The organism is Geminisphaera colitermitum TAV2 (assembly GCF_000171235.2).
Taxonomy (GTDB): domain Bacteria; phylum Verrucomicrobiota; class Verrucomicrobiia; order Opitutales; family Opitutaceae; genus Geminisphaera; species Geminisphaera colitermitum.
The window spans coordinates 16,371-37,053 of the sequence record NZ_ABEA03000157.1 but is presented as its reverse complement, the minus strand read 5'-3'; the positions used below and the strand labels follow the sequence as shown (position 1 = coordinate 37,053).

The 20,683-nt window shown below is 60.6% G+C and carries 18 protein-coding genes and 1 tRNA gene; 10 read left to right on the top strand and 9 right to left on the bottom strand.

Annotated features, from left to right (window positions below; genetic code table 11):
* Positions 1-91: 91 nt before the first annotated feature.
* Positions 92-1,693: an RNA polymerase factor sigma-54 gene (gene rpoN, locus OBACDRAFT_RS17500; protein ID WP_043587888.1), complete on the bottom strand. Its 1,602-nt coding sequence runs from the start codon at positions 1,691-1,693 to the stop codon at positions 92-94.
* 68 nt (positions 1,694-1,761) lie between these two features.
* Positions 1,762-2,691 (bottom strand): serine/threonine protein kinase, encoded by a 930-nt coding sequence (locus OBACDRAFT_RS17495; RefSeq protein WP_043587935.1) that lies wholly within the window; start codon positions 2,689-2,691, stop codon positions 1,762-1,764.
* Between the two features lie 154 nt (positions 2,692-2,845).
* Between OBACDRAFT_RS17495 and OBACDRAFT_RS17490 the strand changes: the two genes are divergently transcribed.
* The 5 genes from OBACDRAFT_RS17490 to OBACDRAFT_RS17465 all read left to right on the top strand — a co-directional run bounded on the left by OBACDRAFT_RS17490 (position 2,846) and on the right by OBACDRAFT_RS17465 (position 7,263).
* Positions 2,846-3,589, top strand: a complete 744-nt coding sequence (locus OBACDRAFT_RS17490; protein WP_043587886.1) for a GDSL-type esterase/lipase family protein — start codon at positions 2,846-2,848, stop codon at positions 3,587-3,589.
* Between the two features lie 203 nt (positions 3,590-3,792).
* Positions 3,793-4,455: a ribulose-phosphate 3-epimerase gene (gene rpe / locus OBACDRAFT_RS17480; protein WP_043587883.1), complete on the top strand. Its 663-nt coding sequence runs from the start codon at positions 3,793-3,795 to the stop codon at positions 4,453-4,455.
* A 333-nt stretch (positions 4,456-4,788) separates the two neighbouring features.
* Entirely contained in the window at positions 4,789-5,370 is a 582-nt protein-coding gene (locus OBACDRAFT_RS17475; protein WP_043587933.1) for a methionine biosynthesis protein MetW, read from the top strand.
* 123 nt (positions 5,371-5,493) lie between these two features.
* A complete protein-coding gene (locus OBACDRAFT_RS17470; protein WP_043587882.1) occupies positions 5,494-6,231 on the top strand; it encodes a ubiquinone/menaquinone biosynthesis methyltransferase in 738 nt (245 codons plus the stop codon).
* 18 nt (positions 6,232-6,249) lie between these two features.
* Complete coding sequence (locus OBACDRAFT_RS17465) at positions 6,250-7,263, top strand: aldo/keto reductase (protein WP_043587881.1); 1,014 nt, start codon at positions 6,250-6,252, stop codon at positions 7,261-7,263.
* 90 nt (positions 7,264-7,353) lie between these two features.
* Here OBACDRAFT_RS17465 and OBACDRAFT_RS17460 read toward each other — a convergent pair whose 3' ends face one another.
* The 4 genes from OBACDRAFT_RS17460 to OBACDRAFT_RS17445 form a co-directional block, all read right to left on the bottom strand.
* On the bottom strand, positions 7,354-8,157 hold the full coding sequence (locus OBACDRAFT_RS17460) for a carbohydrate-binding family 9-like protein (protein WP_081722164.1): 804 nt from the start codon (positions 8,155-8,157) through the stop codon (positions 7,354-7,356).
* Positions 8,154-10,466, bottom strand: a complete 2,313-nt coding sequence (locus tag OBACDRAFT_RS17455; RefSeq protein ID WP_052362196.1) for a hypothetical protein — start codon at positions 10,464-10,466, stop codon at positions 8,154-8,156. The genes OBACDRAFT_RS17460 and OBACDRAFT_RS17455 overlap by 4 nt, the downstream gene beginning before the upstream one ends.
* A 51-nt stretch (positions 10,467-10,517) precedes the next feature.
* Entirely contained in the window at positions 10,518-11,231 is a 714-nt protein-coding gene (locus OBACDRAFT_RS17450; protein ID WP_043587880.1) for a prepilin-type N-terminal cleavage/methylation domain-containing protein, read from the bottom strand.
* 99 nt (positions 11,232-11,330) lie between these two features.
* Positions 11,331-12,026, bottom strand: a complete 696-nt coding sequence (locus OBACDRAFT_RS17445; protein WP_043587879.1) for a PEP-CTERM sorting domain-containing protein — start codon at positions 12,024-12,026, stop codon at positions 11,331-11,333.
* Positions 12,027-12,260: 234 nt separating this feature from the next.
* Here OBACDRAFT_RS17445 and OBACDRAFT_RS17440 point away from each other — a divergent pair, with 234 nt between their 5' ends.
* Together OBACDRAFT_RS17440 and OBACDRAFT_RS26890 are read left to right on the top strand one after the other, a co-directional pair.
* Positions 12,261-12,497, top strand: coding sequence for a hypothetical protein (locus tag OBACDRAFT_RS17440; protein ID WP_043587878.1), 237 nt, complete (start codon positions 12,261-12,263; stop codon positions 12,495-12,497).
* Between the two features lie 60 nt (positions 12,498-12,557).
* Entirely contained in the window at positions 12,558-12,974 is a 417-nt protein-coding gene (locus OBACDRAFT_RS26890) for a type II toxin-antitoxin system VapC family toxin (RefSeq protein WP_081722163.1), read from the top strand.
* Here OBACDRAFT_RS26890 and OBACDRAFT_RS17430 read toward each other — a convergent pair.
* Positions 12,943-14,061, bottom strand: a complete 1,119-nt coding sequence (locus OBACDRAFT_RS17430) for a LacI family DNA-binding transcriptional regulator (RefSeq protein ID WP_052362195.1) — start codon at positions 14,059-14,061, stop codon at positions 12,943-12,945. The two genes, OBACDRAFT_RS26890 and OBACDRAFT_RS17430, sit on opposite strands and share 32 nt — an antisense overlap.
* A gap of 315 nt (positions 14,062-14,376) precedes the next feature.
* Between OBACDRAFT_RS17430 and OBACDRAFT_RS17425 the strand changes: the two genes are divergently transcribed.
* Positions 14,377-15,546, top strand: coding sequence for a ribonuclease D (locus OBACDRAFT_RS17425; protein WP_052362194.1), 1,170 nt, complete (start codon positions 14,377-14,379; stop codon positions 15,544-15,546).
* An 81-nt stretch (positions 15,547-15,627) separates the two neighbouring features.
* Here the strand turns inward: OBACDRAFT_RS17425 and OBACDRAFT_RS25710 are convergent, their stop codons facing one another.
* Together OBACDRAFT_RS25710 and OBACDRAFT_RS17405 are read right to left on the bottom strand one after the other, a co-directional pair.
* Complete coding sequence (locus tag OBACDRAFT_RS25710; protein ID WP_052362193.1) at positions 15,628-17,652, bottom strand: hypothetical protein; 2,025 nt, start codon at positions 17,650-17,652, stop codon at positions 15,628-15,630.
* 77 nt (positions 17,653-17,729) lie between these two features.
* The gene (locus OBACDRAFT_RS17405; RefSeq protein WP_043587871.1) at positions 17,730-18,632 is read right to left on the bottom strand and encodes a helix-turn-helix domain-containing protein; all 903 of its coding nucleotides are present in this window, start codon (positions 18,630-18,632) and stop codon (positions 17,730-17,732) included.
* 234 nt (positions 18,633-18,866) lie between these two features.
* On the opposite strand from OBACDRAFT_RS17405, the gene OBACDRAFT_RS17400 reads away from it, so the two are divergent.
* Positions 18,867-18,958 (top strand) — tRNA-Ser (locus tag OBACDRAFT_RS17400).
* Between the two features lie 220 nt (positions 18,959-19,178).
* Positions 19,179-20,537, top strand: coding sequence for a hypothetical protein (locus OBACDRAFT_RS17395; protein ID WP_052362192.1), 1,359 nt, complete (start codon positions 19,179-19,181; stop codon positions 20,535-20,537).
* The last annotated feature ends 146 nt before the right edge of the window (positions 20,538-20,683 follow it).

Sequence of the window (20,683 nt, the reverse complement as noted above, 5' to 3'; positions counted from 1 at the left end):
GCGGCGTAGCCGCGCCCATCCGGGAAAACGGAAGGGCCGGTGCTTCGCACCGTCGGCGGGTCGGGAGACCCGCCCTCCGTAGTCTCTTCAGTTACGAATACTCGCGGCGCAGGTTGCTGGGGAGCAGGCCCAGTTCTTCGCGGTATTTGGCAACGGTGCGGCGGGCGATTTTGATGCCTTTGCCCGAGAGTTTTTTGACAATCTCCTCGTCGCTCAGGGGATGGCTGCGATCCTCGCCGGCAATGAGGTCGCTGATCATCTCCTTCACACTGGTGTTGGACACGGATTCGCCACCGCTGGAGGCATAGCCGGGTGTAAAGAAATACTTCATTTCAAACACACCATGCGGGGTCTGGATGAACTTGTTGGCAATGGCCCGGCTCACCGTCGTCTCGTGCACGCCCACGGCGGAGGCAATCTGGGTCATGGTGAGCGGACGCAGCTTGGAAACGCCTTCCTCGAAAAACTCGCGCTGCACCTTGAGTATCTCGCGCGTGATGCGCTCGATGGTCTGCTGGCGCTGCTCGATGGAGTTGATCAAAAACTTGCCCGAGCGAATGCGTTCGCGCAGGTAGTCGCGCTCCTGCTTGTTGAGCGTGCCTCTGGCAATGAGGTCGCGGTAGGTATTGGAAATTCGGAGACGCGGGATGTAGTCGCTGTTGAGCGTGATGCGCCAGCCTCCGTCGGCGCTCTCGCCGCCGTCACTGTCGTCTTTTTCCACGGTGACGTCGGGGGTGACGACGCGGTTGGTGTCCTCCGCGAAACGGCGTCCGGGCGCAGGGTCGAGCGCGCCGATCTCCAGAATCGCCTCCTGCACGTCGTCCACGTGCGCTCCGGATTTGCGGGCGATCTCGGGAATGCGGCGGCGGGTGAGGAGCGCCATGTGGTCGCGCACGATGCGGGCGGCGAGGCTGTCGCCACGGCCTTTGGCGCGGAGTTGGAGGAGGAGGCATTCGCCGAGGTCGGCGGCTCCAATGCCGGCGGGTTCAAAGGTCTTGAGCAGGCGCGCGGCCTCCTGCACGGCGTCGAGCGGGAGGCCGGTTTGCAGGGCAACTTCGGAGGGGGTCTGCGTGGCAAAGCCGCGTTCGTCGAGGCCGCCGATGAGGTGTTCGAGCGCGGCGCGGACGTGGGGCGCGTGGTCGGAAAGCTCGGCCTGGCGCATGAGGTGCTCTTGCAGGGAGGTCTCGCTGACCAGGGAATCAAAAAAGTGCTGGCGCCGCTCGGCGTCCTCCGAGGTGTAGGGCTGGTTGCCGCCAGCCTGCGACATGTAGTCGCGCCAGTCTTCGTCGAGCTTGCTGAGGACTTCGAACTCCTTGGAAAAATCGAGCGATTCGCGGTCACCGGCGGCGTCGGAATCGGAATCGCGTTCGGCGGGAGCGTTGCCTGCGCCGCGGTCGTAATCGCCGCCAGCGCCGTCGTCCCCGGCGAGGTTGCCGCCGTCGTCATCGTTGCCGCCGCCGGAGTCGTCGGCACGGTCGCCGGCGTCGAGTTTTTCGCGTTCGTGTTCGAGGCTGACGGTGTCGCCGGAGAGTTCTTCGAGGGTGGGGTTGGACTCAAGTTCCTCCTGAATGACGGAGCGCAGGTCGAGGGCCGCAACTTGCAGGATTTTGAGGGACTGGCGCAGTTGCGGCGCAAGGACCAGGGACTGCGTCTGTTTCTGCCGGAGTTCGTGACTAAAGGATGGGCCGCTCATTTATTGGCGCTGGCGTGTGGTAGGATGGTGAGTGGTCGGAGACGTGAGCCGGGGCCGGGGCTGCGCGTTTATTCCATGAGCTCGCGCAGGTAGGCGCCGAGCTTTTCGTTGGTCGGGCCGTAGCCGTCGCTGTAAAGATAGAGTTCGAGATCGTTGAGCACTTCGTTGGCGGTCTGGTAGCGTTGTTCGCGGTCGCGGGTGAGAAGTTTCTGGATGATGGGTTCGAGCTTGGGATCGATCTCCGGGCGCAGGGTGGCGAAGAGGGGGATGGGCATCTCCAGGATGTTGCGTCGGGATTCGAGGCGGTCGGCCGCGCGAAAGATGTTTTTCCCCAGCAGCAGTTCGGTGAGCACGATGCCGAGGCCAAAGAGATCGGCGCGCGCATCGGTGACTGAGTAGGTGGCCTGCTCGGGCGAGAGATACTCGTCCTTGCCCGCAATGACCTGGCCTTCCTCGTTGTACATGAGGTCGAGGGCCTTCGCGATGCCGAAGTCGGTGAGCTTCACGTCGCCCTCGTAGGCAATCATGATGTTTTTGGGGCCGATGTCCCGATGGACGATGTTGAGCGGGCGTCCATCCCGCCCGCGCTTCGAATGCGCGTAGGCGAGCCCGCGCGCCACACGCGAGATGATGAAGACCGCAATGTCCACCGGCACGAGGCGGCCGAGCGTGCGGTGGCGGTCAAGAAATTGTTCGAGATTCACTCCATTAACAAATTCCATGACCATGAAATACTGCCCGCCAATCTGGCCGAGGTGATAGGTCTGGACGATGTTGGTGTGGATGAGGTCGGACACCAGCCGGGCTTCGCCAATGAAGTTTTTCTGGAATTCGACGATGGTGGAGTATTCCTCACGGATGAGTTTGACTGCCACCACCTTGCTGAAATTTCCAACGCCCCGCTGCACGGCCTCATAGACAAGGCCCATCCCCCCCTCGGCAATCTTCCGGGTCATCTCGTAATGCAGTTCATTAAAGATGTGTTTGATAGCTGGCACAGCGCAGGAGAGAAACCCGCCTCCGTCATCTGGCAAGCGGTATTAACATTCTAGCACGGATTCTGCTGTACCGTGGAGACGCGGGAAGGCGGCGACGTCACAACGAAGATTGGTGATTGTCGGGACGCGGGCAATTTCGCTATCCAAGGCGTCGATGATCTCAACCAACCCTGTCACGCGCATTGCGCTTGTTTTCACCCTCCTTCTCACCGGCTCCGTCGCGGCCTTCGCCCAGCAGCCCGAAACCAGCGGCTCCACCAAGCCCAATCCGGCCACCGTCCCCCTGACGCGCAACACGTGGCTCGAACAACACAACCGCCAGATCGCCACCGCCAAGAAGGACGGTTGCGAAGTCATGTTTCTCGGTGACTCGATCACCGCCGGCTGGAGCAACAACGGCAAACAAGTGTGGGCCGAACGCTACACCTCGCTCAAGGCCGCCAACTTCGGCATCGGTGGCGACCGCACCGAACACGTCCTCTGGCGTTTGCAAAACGGCGCGCTCGGCAGCGGCATCGCGCCCAAGGCCGTGGTCCTCATGATTGGCACCAACAACACCGGACGCGACAGCGCCGCGCAAATTTCCGAAGGCATCACCGCCATCGTGAAGGAACTCGGCAAGCGCGCCCCGCAAGCCAAGGTGCTGCTCCTCGGCGTGTTCCCGCGCAACGAAAAGCCCGGCACGCCTGCCCGCGTCAAAATCGCCGGGATCAACAAAATCATCGCCAACCTCGACGACGGTCAGCGCGTGTTTTTCCTCGATATCGGAGAAAAATTCCTGCAACCCGACGGCTCGCTCTCCAAGTCGATCATGCCCGACTTCCTCCACCTCAGTCCCGCCGGCTACAAGATATGGGCCGACGCCATCGACGCCAAACTCGACGAATTGCTGAAATAAATGCCCGGCGAAGCCGGGAAATCCCAAGTCACAAATCCCAAAGGTCCAAATCACAAAGTCGGCAGATCCCAAACAAGCGAAGCACTCCAAGGCATGGATCCCTTTTGGGATTTGCCCCTTTGTATCTTTGGGATTTTCCGATCTTTGGGATTTGCCCCTTTGTGTCTTTGGGATTTTCCCCTTTTGGGATTTTTTCTTTCAGAATGAAACACCACGCCTCCCTCCTTGCACCGTCGCTCCTCGCCGGCAACCACGCCCGGCTCGCCGACAGCGCGCAAATCGTCGCCAGCCATGCGATCCCCTGGCTCCACCTCGACATCATGGACGGACACTTCGTGCCCAATCTCTCCTTCGGCCCGCAAACCGTGGCCGACCTCCGCCCCACCCTGCCCGGCCTGTTTTTCGACACCCACCTCATGCTCGACGAACCGCACCGCTACATCGAGCCCTTTGCCAAGGCCGGTGCCAACCTCATCAGCATCCACATCGAACCCGCTTACGACCACGCCGCGACCCTGCGCCGCATCCGCGAACTCGGCTGCCAGAACGGCATCGTCCTCAACCCCGGCACTCCCGCCGACGCCATCGAACCCCACCTCGCCCACGTTGACCTCGTGCTCGTCATGACCGTGCAACCCGGCTTCGGCGGTCAATCCTTCCGCCGCGACATGCTCCCCAAAATCGCCCAAATCGACCGCTGGCGCGCCGAACGCGGATTGCGTTTCCGCCTCGAAGTCGATGGCGGCATCGACCTTGCCACCGGCGCCGAGTGCGCTGCCGTCGGCACCGACACCTTTGTTGCCGGCACCGCCTTTTTCAAAGCCCCCGACCGCGCCGCCTTCGCCGCCACCGTGGCGGGCTGGTAATCCCAACATCCCCCCCTCCGTAGTTCGGAGCTTTAGCCCGAACCCTGCGACTCAAGAATGCCAAACACTTAACATTGAACACTAACCGTTTAACGTTTAATATTTAACATTAAAAACTGAACACTGAATGGATGCTCCGCTTACATTGCCACCGCCGCCATTCAACGTTCATTACTAAATGTTAAATGTTCAATGTTCAGCGTTAAATGTTTCCGTTCCCAGCACCATACATGTCAGCCATAAGCACGCATCCGCCTACCACGCATCCCCCCCCCCCCCCCCCGGGCCCGGCAACGCGCTCCGCACGCCGGCGGCGGCAAGCGCAGCGTGGACATGCAGATCATCGCCGGCTGGGTGGAGCCGCGCTCGCGCGTGCTCGACCTCGGCTGCGGACGCGGCGTGCTGCTCGACTACCTGCGCCACACGAAGGACGTGTTTGCCGTGGGAGTGGACATGGATTTCGACAAAATCTCCGCCTGTATCCGACGCGGCCTTACCGCGCATCAGGCCGACATGCTCGCCTTCATGCAGCGCTTCCCCGACGGTTATTTCGACCGCGTGATCTTTTCCCGCACGCTTGAAGAACTGCCCGTCCCCGGCCAGGCCATCGCTGAAGGACTCCGCGTGGCGCGCAACGTCACCGTCGGTTTCGTCAACCACGCCTACTGGAAAAACCGAATCGACGGCGCCCTTCGCGGACGCAAACCGTGTAATGCCGTTTACACGACAACGTGGTACGAGAGCCGCCCCACGAATCCGGTGACGATCTACGATTTCGAACAATTTTGCGCCAGAAAACGCATCCACATCGTTCGTCACGCCCACCTGCGCGGCGACTGGAAAACCACTTGCAACTTCGCCCCGAACCTCCTCGCCGGCTACGCCCTTTACGACCTGGAAAAAGCTGAAAGCTGATTTTTAAACCACTAATGGACACTAATAGGCACTAATGAATACCAACGAAATCCCCCCCCCTCTGCCTCTCAGATTAGTGCCTATTAGTGTCCATTAGTGGTTAAACAACCAGTCTCTCCCACCATGCCTGATCCCGCCGCTGTTAAGACCATGTTTGGGCGCATTGCCCGCCGCTACGACCTCGCCAACCGGCTGCTCAGCGGCGGCAGTGACGTCTGGTGGCGCTGGCGACTCGTCCGCCGCGTGCGCCGCGCCGCGCCCGCCGACGTGCTCGACCTCGCCACTGGCAGCGGCGACGTGGCCTTTGCCCTAGCCCAAGCCCTCCCGCCCGCGACGCGCATCACCGGCATGGATTTTTGCCTGCCGATGCTCGACGAAGCCACCGCGAAGCAACGCGCCTTCACCGCCCGCGCGCCGGTTTCATCGACAACGCCGGACTCCCCTGTTGCCCGCATCGAATTCCGTCAAGGCGACGGCATGGACCTCCCTCTCGATGACGAATGCATGGATGCCGTCACAATTTCCTTTGGCCTGCGCAACATGGCCAGCCGCCTGCAAGCGCTGCGCGAGATGCACCGCGTGCTTCGTCCCGGCGGACGCGTGCATGTGTTGGAATTTTCCCAACCCTGGCGCTGGTTCCGCCCCGTTTATTTTTTCTACCTGAAACATCTGCTCCCGCGTATTGCCCGCATCGTTACAGGAGACAAAAGCGCCTACGATTATCTCTGCGGTTCCATCGAAACCTACCCGACGCACACCGCCATGAGCAACGAACTGCGCATGGCTGGCTTCAAGGACATCGAAGTCCTGCGCATGACCTTCGGCATCGTCGCCCTCCACACTGGACGCCGCGGAGAGTAGTTCCTTATCATCGGCTCCATGAAACTCACCGACTATCGCCTCTTTGGCCGCACCGGAATCAAAGTGTCACCCCTCACCCTCGGCTGCATGATGTTTGGTGGCCGCACCGAACTCGACGACTCCTGCCGGATCATCGACCGCGCCATCGACGCCGGTATCAACATCCTCGATACAGCCAACGTTTACTCGCGCGGACGCAGCGAGGAATTCACCGGCGAAGCCCTCAAACGCAACGGAAAGCGCGACCGCATTTTTCTCGCCACCAAGGTCCACGGTTCGATGGACGACACCGATCCCAACTGTCAGGGCAACTCGCGCCGTCACATCATCCAGCAATGCGAAGCCAGCCTCCGCCGCCTGCAAACCGACTACATCGACCTGTATCAAATCCACCGTCCGCGTCCTGAGATCGCCATCGACGAAACCCTCCGCGCTCTCGACGACCTGATCCGCTCCGGCAAAATCCGCTACGCCGGCACCACCACATTTGCCGCGTGGCAGGTGGTCGAGGCGCTCTGGGCCAGCAAGGAACTCGGTCTCAACCGTTTCGTTTCCGAGCAACCGCCCTACAACCTTCTCGACCGCCGCATCGAACGCGAACTCATCCCCGCCGCCCGCACCTTCGGCCTCGCGCTGATCCCTTGGAGCCCCATCGGTGGCGGCCTTCTCTCCGGCAAATATCAACGCGGCCAGCCCGTGCCCGTGGATTCACGTTACGCCAACCCGAACCCGATTCAGGCGAAGCGTTTCACCGAACGCGTGTATGACGTCATCGAACCGCTCTCCGTGCTGGCCGCCGCCAAAGGCGTGACACTTGCCCAACTCGCGTTGGCGTGGACGATTCACCAGCCCGGCATTACGAGCCCGATCATTGGCCCGCGCACGCTTGAGCAACTTGAGGACAACCTTGGCGCGCTCGACGTCACGTTCACCGAAGCCGACTTGAGCAAGATCGACGAAATCGTCCCGCCCGGCACGCACGTCGCGCCCTTTTACGAAGCCAACTTCGGCCCCCATCCGCACCGCTGGTGAGCGATTCGACGGCGCACGGGCGGACTCGCGGGAAACAACGACCCGTTGCCATTCCGCAGTCAGCCGCTCTGCGCGTCGTTGTTCCGACTGTCATTCCAGCACCAGCCAGCCGTAACGCTCCGGACGGTGCGGATGAGGAAACGGAAAACGTGGATCTGCCCAAATCGTAAAACGGTCACCGCCCGCCTTGGCTCCGTTCCGATCCCAACGCGCAAAATTGGCCCGGAGTTTTGCGGGAGGATGCCCCGGCGCCCCGGCTGAGCCTTCTTCGGGGAAAAGGTTCATCACAGGCTGCAAGACCGCGAACGGGATCGCCACTTCCACCCGGTAGCCTTGGCCACCCATCCCCTTCCACTCGGTCAAAGGCACGCGCGAGACCGCGATCTCCGCCTGCGAAACGAAGCGATAGTTGATCCAGTCGGCGTGCCGATAGTAGTAGTCCGCCAACGTGCCGAGCGCATTGATTTCCAAACACGCGGCATCGGCCAGCCGTTCGATGGGAGCTCCGAGCATTATCTCGATGCAATCGTCGCGGAATGTCTGGTCCTCCTTCGCTGTCCGGACCGCCAAAATGTCGCGGTCCTCACAATCAAATGCGAGGTAAAGCTTTGTCCCATCGTGCAACAACGACACGCGTGTGCGTTGCGCCATTGCGTCCCCTGGCTTTTCCCAAAAATCGCGCAGTTCTACAAACGCCGCCGATTTCCAAGCTGGATCACTGGCCCGTCCATCCAGCTTTACGGGAGCATCCACCCGGGGCACTCGTGTCTCAGGTAACTTGTTTTCGGATACCACAGACGCGATAGCCCCGGACGATGCCACTAGCGCACTTTCAACAGCAATGAGTAGTGCGCCGGCGATGATGTGGAAAAAACGCGGACAAGGCGGCTTCATTTGGCAGGTTCGGCAGGGGGAGGGAGGGAACTATAACGCAGCGCCACGGGCAACTCGTAGGTTTTTTCTCCTTTTTCGAAAATCGTCGGGGCCGCCAGACCGCGCCAGCCAGTGGCACGGGGATTTATAAACAGGAGTTCACGATGATCGTCGCGTGTGTAGTCGATACGATGGTTTTGTTCTTTGTGCGTTTCGTTGCCTGTCGCGGCAAAATCGCCGGAGGCGACCGGAATACCGGAAAAACCCTCCACTGCGCCGTCCGCCGTCCAGACAGCCCAGGCATGTTTTGGTAGTATCACGTTACCGAATACAGGGAGTCTCAATGCCAGCGAATCGTCCTGACGGTTCACGATGACCGTGAGGCCGTTTTCGTAAACGACCTTGATACGCGAAAAATAGGGAAGCGGATTTTTACCGGCAAGAAGCAGCTCCTCCAGCGTTTGCCAGCCCGTTGATGAATCGGGTGCGGCATAGGTGATTTCGCGCACGGGTTGAAGCAGGTAATGACGCTGCAAAACGCCCACCGTCATCGCTTCGGTCAGCGCTTTGTCATGGACGGAGGGGCCGGGCGCGTAGTCGAGATAGGCGGCGTTGCCCCAGGCAATCGTCATGGCGCGGTAGTCGTCGGAACCTGCGCCGTAGATGTCCCGATACATGCGACTTCCTTTGCTCTGCCTGCCCGTGCCGCCATACGGAGGACCGAAAAAGTAACGGTAGCCAAGTCCCATGCCGTGGGTGACGGTGAGCGGGTGCAAGCGGCGCAGTTTGTAGTCGGGCGTCACCATGCGATTGAATCCCTCAAAAATCCCGTAATCGCCGGAGTCCACGAATTCGCCGATGAGAAATTCGCTATTGAGAGTTTCAGAGAGGAGCGGGCCACCGACGATGCTCTTGATGAGCCGGGCCTCGCCGCGGAGGGCGTTGCGCGCGCCGCGGATTGTGCCGGCGTCGGGGTTGTCAGGGCTGAACTCGACATAAGGCGCGGCCGGGCCTCCCGATGTAAGCTGGTCGGAAAACGAGGCCGTGGTGCCGAGAAGATTCTGGATGTAACGTTCCTGTTTTTCGATGACCGGGAGGACATCTTGCGGCTGCGTGTGCCATTTGGGTTTCCCGTCCGCGGCGCGTGCGCGGCGCACTGTTTGCGGCAGCGGTTTTTCCTTGCTGCGGTAGAGTTGATAGTTGGTGCGCAGTCCGGCCAGTCCCCAGCTTTTCATCTGCTCCATCCACGACTTCAGTTGGTCAGGCGTTCCGACCATGCGCGGGCTGGGTGGGAGTTCGTCGGCAATGGCGTGCGGCAGGTTGGAATCGAAACCGCCGCCTTGCCAGTTTTGCACGATGCAAAGTCCGCCGATATAACGGCCAACCGTTTCCTGCATCCATGCGGTGAAGGCCGAACGGTCGGCATAAAAACCGGCCCAAATGTCGAGATACATGAGATTTTTCAGGGCCTCACGGTATTGGCTTGGCTGGTTGGACGGAACGGCAACGGCATCCCAGAGTCGGGGGGAGAAGGTGAACACGAGGCGTTCGCACAGAGGGCGACGAGCGCCATCCACGAGCGGTTGGTAAACCATGCGGCTATCGAGAAAATACGAGGTTAGCATTCCAGATGCGGAGGCGGAGTTTGTTCCGGGCGTTGCCAGTGATTCTTCGGTGAGCCCAGGGAAAAACACAGCATCTTCACCTTGCAGCGTTTTGGCGGTGCTTGCCGGGTAAGGACTTTCTGTACGCGAGGCGTTCCCATAGTCGAGATCCCAGCGGGCGCGCATCCAAAGGGCGGCCTTGCGATGATAGAACAAATCGGGAAAACGTCCATGCCGTGCGTAATCCTCATTGTAGCGCGTAGGGACGCTGAACCCGATGAGATCATTCGAGGCAGCAAGGCGTCCGGGATATGCGCCAACCAACGCGGGATGTGCGCTTTCGAGTGTCAGAATAATTTTCCCTAGCGCGGGACGCTCAACTGCGAGGGTAAACGTTGGCGCGCTTCCTGCCGCGGTGTTTTGAGGCGATGCGATTTGATAAGTCAGCCGCGTGGCGATTCCGTCATTTTTTTCCGATACAAGCCGGGTTTCGTATTCACCGGGAAGCAGCATTTTCCCTTCCCTCATCAAAACGGGACCGAAGTTTTCAAGCGGCAAGCATACCGTCGCGCCAGCGCCGGGTGTTTTGACTTCGACCAGTGCGCGAGGGAACTTGGCGGCATTGATGACAACGATGCCGGGATTATGGAGAGCAGCGCTGGAGGTGCCTGTCGCAACGCCGGCGATTGCGAGGGAGGCGAAAAGTCGCAGTGGTATCAGTGTCATGTAAATTGGATACAGGTGTGTGTGTGTGGGGGGGGGGGGGGGGGAGGAAACTCAGTTGTTCCTGATGTAGGTGGTCTGGTAAACGCTGCGCGCGTTGTCTTTCGGGTCCGGCGCGGTCAGTTCGGCGGTTTTCCTGATCCGGCTGGCGTGGCCGTCGCAGAAGACAACGTTCATGCCGCCGTTGTGCGTATCGCTTATTCCCGCGTAACTACGATTGCTGCCGTTCCTGTAGGTGTTCGTCACGACGTGCCATTCGGAGAGCAAAACCATGCGGGAAGGATTCCCCACAAGCTGGGCAGGCAAGCCTGTGGCCTTGCTACCTCGAGTGCCGGGATTAGCCGGGTTCCAGCCGCCCCCGTCGTAGCCGCCGTCCAGGTTGGTGATCACAGGATTGATGGCATAGGAACGAGGCTCGGTCGCGTTGGTTGCGGTGCGCTCGACGAAATCGGCAGGGCAATGGAGCATGGCATTCCAAGGCACGGGACTGGCTGAGGAAAGAATCGTAAGAGCCTCTTTGTCCCAGACTGACTTGCCGCTATCAACATCGTTGGGGAATCGCCCGCGATTGGATTCGGCGAAAAGAATCACCGCGGTTCCGAGTTGTCGCACGTTGGAGAGGCATTGCGCGGCCCGCGCGGTGGCCCTGACCTTGCCGACAACCGGGATGAGAATGCCCGCCAGAATGCCGATGATGGCAATGACGGTCAGAAGCTCGACCAGAGTAAAGGCATTCGTAGTTGATATTTCATTACGGGATATGCTCATGGGGATTCGAGGAAGGTTGAATTCGGGCAGGCTTCGAGTATGCGCGCACGCGTCATCGTTCGCAACGCGCAACCTTGCGGACAAACAGACGAACGAGAATCAGGCTTTTATGTGCCGACGACGCAGCCAGAACGCTGCCGCGAACACGCCGCCCGCTGCGATGAGGGTGAAGGTTGAGGGTTCAGGAACGCCGGGGGTGTAAGGGGTGGTGTTAATGGTGACGTCCGTGATTTGAGAATACCAACTGGTGGCATTGGAAATGCCGGGAGTTTTTCCGTCGCTCGCCGTGCTGAGTTCCCAGTTGCGAAACTGTAGTTGGGTAACAACTACGCCCTGGTTGACCGTCCATGTCACGGTGCCAGTCTGCGAGGCCGCCGGGGCGCTTTTGGTAACCTCTCCGAGCTTGGTGCTGTAGTTGCCTTCTCCTCCATAAAGAGACAGCGAAAGCCCTTCCGTCAAAATCGCCTTGTAAGTAAAGGTGATGCTGGTGATGCGTTCTCCATTGGGAACGGCCCATGTGGCTCCGGCATAAGTGCCGGCAGGCAAAATGCCTTTGGATGCGTTACCTTGGTTGCTAGCCACCTTGAGGATATTTGTGGCGACTGTTGAAACATAAAAAGTATCCGAAGGTGTCGGCCCGCCTTTGACGACGTAGCCAGTGAAAGAGGGAAGGTTTTCCGAGGCAGTAAACCAGTCGGAGATGGTTGAATTATAGGTATAAGTGCCCGCGATGCCAAGTGGCAGAATAGTGCCGAGACCAATGGCAACAGCGAATAGACGGGAGGTGATTTTCATAGGATTTCCGGAATTTTTCGGGTGTTTGGATATACGCCGCGCCTTGCGGCACGCCGATAGCCCTGCCAGCGCAAAAAACGAAATCAAATGCCACGTCACTTTCCGTGGTGAGTATTCATGGGTGGGGGGGGGGGGGAGGGGCCGTTTACCAGCGTTTGTCTGTGGCAGATGGCAAGCTCTTGAACAGAAGAACCGGGCATCCGGCACCGAGGCACCGATGTTGACACCTAACTCATGTCAAACACCGTGTCTGACATGAAGGTTAGCACCCGGTCACTCGTCCGTGAATTTCCCAAAATCAAAGCGGCTGCCCGCAAAGGACAAACCGTGGAAATCCATGACGGGAAAACCGGCGAAACTTTTTTGCTGAACGCTAAACCGACACGGACATTTGGGGAACTGGCCGCCTCGGCCAAAGGCATCTACTCTGGACCGCGCAATCTCTCCACTCGCGAAGGTTTCAGTCGTTAAACGAACTCAACGGCTCCCCCCCCCCCCCTCGCAGGCACACGCACTTTCCCAAGCATCCCCATGTCCGACTATATTACCGACACCGGCCCGCTCGTTGGGTGGATAAACCGAAGGGACCAATGGCACGCATGGAGCGTGAGCGTCTTGGAATTGTTGGAGCCACCATTGATCACATGCGAAGCCGTCATTGCTGAAACTATCTGGCAACTAGGTTCCTCCCAAGAGGCAGTCGATCAGCTCTACGGTATGGTGGAGTCTGGCGCGCTTAGAATCATTCCTCTCCTTCCTGAGCACATTTCCCATCTCCGGGCCTTGTCTGCAAAATATCCGCAGATGGATTTTTGTGACGCAGCCGTTGTCCGCCTCTCGGAAATGTTTCCCCACGCCAAAGTCATCACCACTGACACCGCGCACTTTTCCGTTTACCGACGCTTGCGTAACAACCCTATCCCAATCCTGCATCCACGCGCTTCGTGATACATTTCATATCACTGCGCCTTTCCACCCCCGGCGCAGACGCCCCTTCGCGCCACTCTCCCTCGACCAAAATGCGCAACGGCAAATCAGAACGCCCCCGCTCGTTGCGCTGGATCATGTGAATAAGATGGTCCACCGCCGCCGCGCCCATGCGCCCCGGATTCTGGTTAATGCCGGCAAACCACGGATGCTGCGCGTAGTGCGCCAGCACGGCCATCGCCGGACGTTTGCCCGCCGGACGTCCTTTGCCCCCGAAACCCAGACGCTCGGCCACAATCGGGTCGGGCAACAACAAGGCATCCGGTTGCTCGCGCATAATCCACGCGTTCGTCTGGCGTTTCCATGTTTCGTAAAACACCGCGTCGCGCTCACGCCGGTCGAGCTGGCTGTCCACCGAGCACAACATCGAAGGCACACCCAACCTCGAACACTCGCAGATGTAACCCGAAAGAAAATTGCAGTCCGAACGGTCCTCATACTCCGTCCACGTAAACAGCCCGATGCGCCGGTAACCGAGTCGGTGAAGATTGCGCACCGCCAGCCGCGTGGCGCGATACTGGGCGTTCGCCACCGTATGGAAAACCGGCTGGTGCGAATATCCCAAAGCCACCACCGAAAAACGCTCCCACGGCATCCCCAGCGAAGTGTCCGCAACCGGCATCGGCGGCAGCAACACCCCCTGAATCTGCCGGCTCGTAAGAATCTGCGCCAAGCGCGCAGGCGTCATGCCCGGCTCGCGCAACCAAAATTCCTCCAGCACAAAACCCGCCTCGCGCGCCCGCGCCTCCGCCCCTTTGCGGTAAAGCACGCAGTCGGGATTGTCCTGCAACATGTCGCGCTCGACGAAGGCATTCAACCACGCCAGCACGGACTGAAACGCCGCCCCGCGCCGCGACTGCCGATAAACATTGAGCGCCGTCAGCATTGGGTCGGGCCGGTAGCCCATCTCCTCAACCAGTGCCAGCAGCCGTTCGCGCGTTGCCGCCGGGATGCTCGGATGCGCACGCAACGCAAGCGACACCGTCGAGTGCGAAACTCCCGCCCTCGCCGCCACCTGGCGCAATGACACACGCGTTTTCGTATTCATATTTCAATTACCTCCAAAGCCTCCCCTCCCCCCCCCGCACCGTCGCCACGTTGTCCGTCGCCACCGACGCAGGCAACGGGAAGCACAAATGCCTACGAAACAATTTGAGTAAGGCCCCCAATCGGGCAGAGCGAGATCGTGATCCTTGGGAGAAAACATGGGCGGAGGCTTTGTTTCTTCACCCATTCTCAAATTTGTCAGGCGAATAAGTGCGCGCTCGCCATTGCACGAATTTTGCCTCAAGCCTCTCCCTTTCCTTCCGGCTCGCCCCGGACGAACTATTCCATTTATCTCTTCCGTTTTTCTCGTCAATCGATGCCCAAGCGCCTGTTTTCACGCATCCTTCCACGTCGTCTTCGCTGTCTCCTCGGCGTCAAAGTGCCGGCCCGCCCCCCCACCTACCAACTGATCGACCAGCCCGCCCAACTCGCCCCCTTCCTCGCCGCGCTCGACCGGGTCAAGGAAGTCGCCCTCGATACCGAGGCGGACAACATGTACCACTATCAGACCCGCGTCTGCCTGCTTCAGTTCTTGATCGACGGCGAAGTCTGGCTCGTGGACCTGATGACTCCCCTGCCCCTCAAGCCGCTCTGGGAAAAGCTCGCGACCAAGCACCTCGTCATGCACGGCAGTGACTTCGACCTGCGCCTCCTGCATGACCTCTGCGGATTTCGCCCCAAGAGCCTCTTCGACACCATGCTCGCGGCCCAACTCCTCAACCGCCAGCGCATCGGCCTCGCCGCCCTCCTCTCCGAACACTTTGGCGTCACCCTCGACAAAGGCGGCCAGAAAGCCAACTGGTCCAAGCGCCCCCTCACCCCCAAGCTCCTCGACTACGCCTCGCTCGACGTCTGGCACCTCCCCGCCCTGCGCGACATCCTCACCCGCGAACTCTCCCGCCTCGGGCGCATGGAATGGATGGAACAGCAATGCCGGCGCCAGATCGAATCCGGCTCCATCGGTTTCCCTGACGACGACGAGCACGCCTGGCGCATCGGCCCCGCCGACCGCCTCCGCGGCCACGGAATCGGCGCCCTGCACGCCATCTGGCACTGGCGCGAAGAATGGGCGCAAAAAATCGACGTCCCCCCGTTCAAAGTCTGCAACAACGACTTTCTTGCCCGCATCGCCCTCGCCGCCGAACGCGGAGATTCCCCCGAGCTCATCATGAGCACGATCAACCTTGGCAAACGCCACTCGCGCCTCGCCCCCTCGCTTCACGCCGCGCTCACCGCCGGCATCGCCCGCGACCCGCAGAGCCTCCCCCGCCGCCCGCGCACTGAACGCACATCACTCTCCCTTGAGGAAGCCGCCCGCCAGGATCGCATCAAAGCCACCCGCGACAAAGTGGCCACCAAGCTCAAACTCGAACCCACCTTGATCGCCAACCGTTCCCAACTCGTGCAAATCGCCCGCGAACCGGCCAAGATCAACGAAATCCTCCTCCCCTGGCAGGCCTCCCTTCTGAATTCGGAAACAACGTAGCCACCCGCGCCGCCCACACTGCTCCCATCGCCGCGCCCTCCCCTCCCCCCCCCCCCCCCCCGCCGACACGCGTCATTTGCATCACTTCGGATGCACGATGACCGTCTGGCCATGAAGCCCGTCGGACTCCCGTTTCACGTGGGAGAGGCCATAACTCCAGAAGCGCGCCACATCGGCTGCCGACGGCAGCACGGAAGGATCGACTCCCCCCCCCTCCCCTTCCGCAACCGAGGCCAGCACCGTGCCGGCCAATAGTGAAAACATCCGGGGCAAATCGGTGTAGGAAACACCCACTGCCTCCGCTGGCAATGGAACACGCGCGAAGGACTCCGCCGCCGCCGGACTTTGCCAGAACGAAACCCGGCCGCCTGTCATCGCCGCCGTCCCATCCACCGCCACGTTTTTGTCCGATGCCGACAGCGCCGCCTCCAGCGACCCCGCGCGCCCGATGCACACCAACAACCAATCCTTGGTGATCGCAAAGTGAACCCCCTTGCCCTCGCCACCCGCGCCGCCATCTGCCGTGCCGGCCAAATCAACACTGCGAATCTTCGTCCCGCCCAACACCCGCTCCGTCCACAAAGCCCGGTCACTCCGCGCAAACATTTTGGTCAGCGCCAGCGCCGCCCGTTCAAACGTGGCGGCATCGCGCAACGAAAACCCCATCAACTGGTCCGCCTCATCCATCGTAGCCGCGCGCCCCGTCCCGCCCGCACCACCCGCGCCTGGTGCAATCACGCACGTCACGTAGCGATTGCCCAGACTCCCGATCAGGTCGCGTTTGAGATCGACCTTTGCCGCCATGTTGATCTGCCCCAAATACCCCTGCGCCATCGCCAAAAGCATCGGACTCGCCTCGCCAATCATCCCCTCCAACCCCGCGTAAGCACGCGCATAGTTGTAGTTGAACGAATTGATCTGCACCAATCCAGCGGACGGCGCCCAATCCGGACGCGCCACCGGCCCCGCCTCATATGCAAGCAGCTTTATCAACCCCCGCTCCTCCGTGTAGGCGAGCACGCCATCCACACGCATCTCAGCCGCGCCAATCGCAACGGCGATCCCCGCATGTTGAATCACATCCAGCCCCAACGCCCGCAGGACATGCCCGCCCTGTGGAATCAGCAAATTGACCGCTCCCCCCCCCCCCCCTTCGCCGTCCTCTCCCGCTCCGCTTTTTTGATCAACAGCAGCGGCAAGACGCGGATAAATCGCCTGCCAGTTGAGAAACGCCACCACCTGCGTCCCCGGAGTCCCATCGCGGAGCGCCACATAGCCCGGATGCGCCGTGATGTCGTCCTGTACGTCCGCCCTCCCCGCACCGCCGTCCGCCGACACCCTCGCCAGCCGCGCAAGCGAAGCCTGCAACAAAGCCTTGCTGCCCGACGTTGCCAAAAACACGCCTCCATCAACCCCGCCAAACGTGTAGTGAACCGTGGCCGTCGTTTCCCATGCGCCTGTTTCCGTGTTTTTTTCCCGCACCGTCACGGTGTGGATCGTTGCGCCCTCCACCTGCTCGACAGCCACAAGCACGGCCTCGCCTCGCGTTTTCGTTGCCGCCTCCGTCAAAAGCTTGCGCAATCGCGCCGCCTCTTCTCCCACGCGCAAGGCAAGCACCGCCCCGGCCCCCTTCGTCGCACCCAACATCTTGTCCACGTCGAGACCCAACTTGCCCGGCAGTTCAAACTGCGGGATAAACAGCACCGCATCCCCCTTCGCGCAGGACAACAGATCGAGTGCAGATAATCCGGAGGCTGACTTGAACGTGCCGCCATCCCATCCACTGAGAAAAGCCAGCTTGGGGCGGAGCACCGTCATTGTTTTGTCCCACATCGGGTCATTCAACCCCCGCGCCCACGGACTCTTTTCCACGCATTCGAGAAGGCCCGGCACATCGGCGACATAAGCGACAAAAAACGCATCGCGCGCCGCCAGACGGGTCAGAGGCACGACATTGCGACTCGGAGCATCGGCAATCGCAATCGAGGCCGATGAGCTGGACAAACTGAACGAGATCGCCGGGGCAGTCGCGGGCTGGGTGGAAGCCGCAACCCAAGTCACAAAACCTAAAACCACGGCAGGCAGGAGATGGCGAATGGAGATCATGGAAAAGCCCGCCACTAAGAGTCTCTCGTGCCTCCACGCCAAGCGGGAACCGACTTATCCCGCATGGCACAACATCACTAGCGGATGATTGATGAGTTCAGATCAACCGGAAACTCTCTACGACCCACCTGGCCATGGCTGAACCGGCGCCCCCGGTAATCAATGGCAATATTTTCCGCCGCATCGGTGGTAATCGTCACCAGTTCACGCGACAGCCGCACGGAGAAACCGACCGGCTTCGGAGTGTCACTCTGGTAGAGAACCTGGCCATCGCTGACCCGGGTGACCTTCAGATTGGTAGGGCGGTTGGTTACAATCAGAGACACGAAGTCACCCACAGGCGTCGGCACGGACGTCGAGGCTGCCGAGGCCGGATTTGATGACGGTTGCTGCACCGGACTCTTTTTCCCCCTGACAAGAGCGACCCCGCCCCACACGACAAGCATCAGCAGGAGAATTGCACCCGCGATGAGCGTGCCGGTTTTCAAGAGCAGTCCCCGGTTAAGATTGAGTCCGGCAATGCTGGAGCCGACAGAAGAAGGCCGAGCCGTGACCGGCAAAGCTGCGGCGGGTCCCGAAGCAAGTTTGCGCGGCGGTTGTTCCGCGGTCGCATTTGCCGCTGACGGGGGAAGCCCGGGGGCGGTGTTGGAGGAAGGCGCCTCATCTCCCGATGCCTTGGCGTTGGACGCGGAGATGTCCATGCGGCCATAGACCTCTCGATTGAGAGCCTTTGCGGAGCGCACCTCGCCAAAACCGAGCGCCTGAAAATCGGCCACGATGCGATCACCGGGAAGCTTCAGGAAATTTGCGTAATTGCGCAGAAAACCACGCAAGTATATATCTGGGAGCTTGATATCGAATTGATTACTTTCGAATTTGTGCAGGTAGTCGCTGCGGATTTTGGTGGCTTCCGCGGCTTCACGGATGGAGATGCCTTTCCGTTTGCGGGCTTCTTCGAGGCGTTCGCCGATCGTTTGCATGGTGACTGAGTTAGGAAAAATAGATGAGGAGGGGAAGCAGGATTTAGAAATCGCTGAGAGAATGTGTGGACAGATAAATGCATCGGTGCAAAGGGGATTATTTTCAAAATCCAACTGATGCGGATGGGTGTCGGGCTTGATTGTGACGGAGAGGAGGGAAAACGGAGGTGAAAATAGGGGGAGAAAGGCCTTGCACTTTTTTTTTCGGTTCGTTGCCTCTGTTGCTCCACTTCCGGAGAGGTGGCTGAGTGGTCGATAGCGGCGCTTTGCTAAAGCGTTGTAGGTGTAACAGCCTACCGGGGGTTCGAATCCCCCCCTCTCCGCCAGTTTACGATATGCTGTTGTAAGTTGAAACTCCAACCCAACCTCAGCCCATGAAATTGCGACGAGGGACCTGCGATGACATGCACAGGAAACCGTCATTAAATTTCGAATACACAACACCGACCGGCACCGGCATGGCGAAGATACGGCGTCAAAAATATTACAAAATCGTGACAATTCCGCCGCCGCCCCGCCGCCATCGTCTCGCATCGTGTGTGTGGCATGACCACCACCAGCCACTCGCACCAACACGATCACCCGCGCCTCCGTCTGAGTCTCCGTTTCCCGTTCACCGTCCTCGCGTCGATTTTTCTCGCGATCCTACCGCTGTCCACCCCGTGGGCTGACAGCGTTTTTGTCGCCTTCCGGTCGGGAGACGACGGCGGGCTTGCCCGCGTCGTGCTCGGTGCCGACGGCGCCCCCGATGCCGCCACCGTCCTCTTCCGCGCCCCGTCCTTCCGCGATGCCGCCAAGCTTTGTATCTCCGGCGACGGCCGCCGGGCCGTCCTCAACGCGGAGACGGAAAGCAGCGGCGAACCCAACCTCGCGCTCCTCGACCTGCAAGCCTCCGCCGGCACGCCGCCTATCCTCGTCACCCTCGACTTCCTTCCGGAAGAGCACCGCATCTGGCGCGACCGCGCCTTCGTCGGCGGCAAGGACGGCCACCTCGTGGCCATCGACCTCGCCTCCGGCCGCATCACCCACCGCTGGAATTCCCGCAAACAGCTTACCCCGCCCGGCCACAAGCCCGAGGATATCCAGATTATGGATACGGAAGAGCTCCTGCTCGTCAGCCACCAGAAAGACGGCAAGAAAGGCCGTCAGGGCAGCCGCATCGTCATCCTCAAGGCGACCGACCTCTCGCTCGTCGCCGACCTCCCCCTCCCCCGCAACCACCCCGAGTTGCACCTCTCCGACAAGGAGGCCGGCCCCTCGCCCGAAGTCATCCGCGTGGATCGCGCATCGAACACCCTGCTGGTCACGCTCGACCTCTACGGCGCGCTCGCCTTCGCCGATCTCGACGCCGCGCTCGCCGGCAAATGGCAAAACCCCGATTACCTGCCCACCGGAGCCGACGCCGGCCAATGGGGCACGGCGTTCCCCGACCGCGTGATCCTCGCCCCGCACGAAGGGCGCACCCTCGCCTTCGTCAGCAACGCCTCGCAGGACGGCGGTATCACGGTCTTCGACGTCGCCGCCCGCCGCCGCGTTGCCTTCCTACCCGTTGAGGCTGGCTGCGATTATCCCGTGCTCGTGGACGAAGGCCACACCGTGGCCACCGTTGTATCCGGAAAGCGCAAACGCCGCCTCGCCGACAGCCTTGAAAACATCACCACACCCGGCACCGACCTAATCTTGATCGACGTGTCCCGCGCCGCCTCTGGCGACTCCTCCGCACTCGCCCGCGTGCCCATGCCCGGCAAAGTCGTCCGCATCGCCGGCCTGCCAGGCCACCCGGCGCTCGTCGCCATCGGTATCACTGATCCGGATACGCTGGTGATCTACGATACCGTCGCCCGTCAGACGCTCGGCACGGTCCCGCTCCCCGGAAAACCCGTGAACATCGAAACCGCCCGCTAACTGCCTTGAGAACCAATGACTAATACAGGCGACCCGACCGTTCCCGACAGCTTGTCAAGCCTTTTGACATCCACTTTTTCCGACTTTCTCCCAAAAACCCAACTCACCAATTACGAATCACTAAAAAAGAAACCAGACCTCTCGCG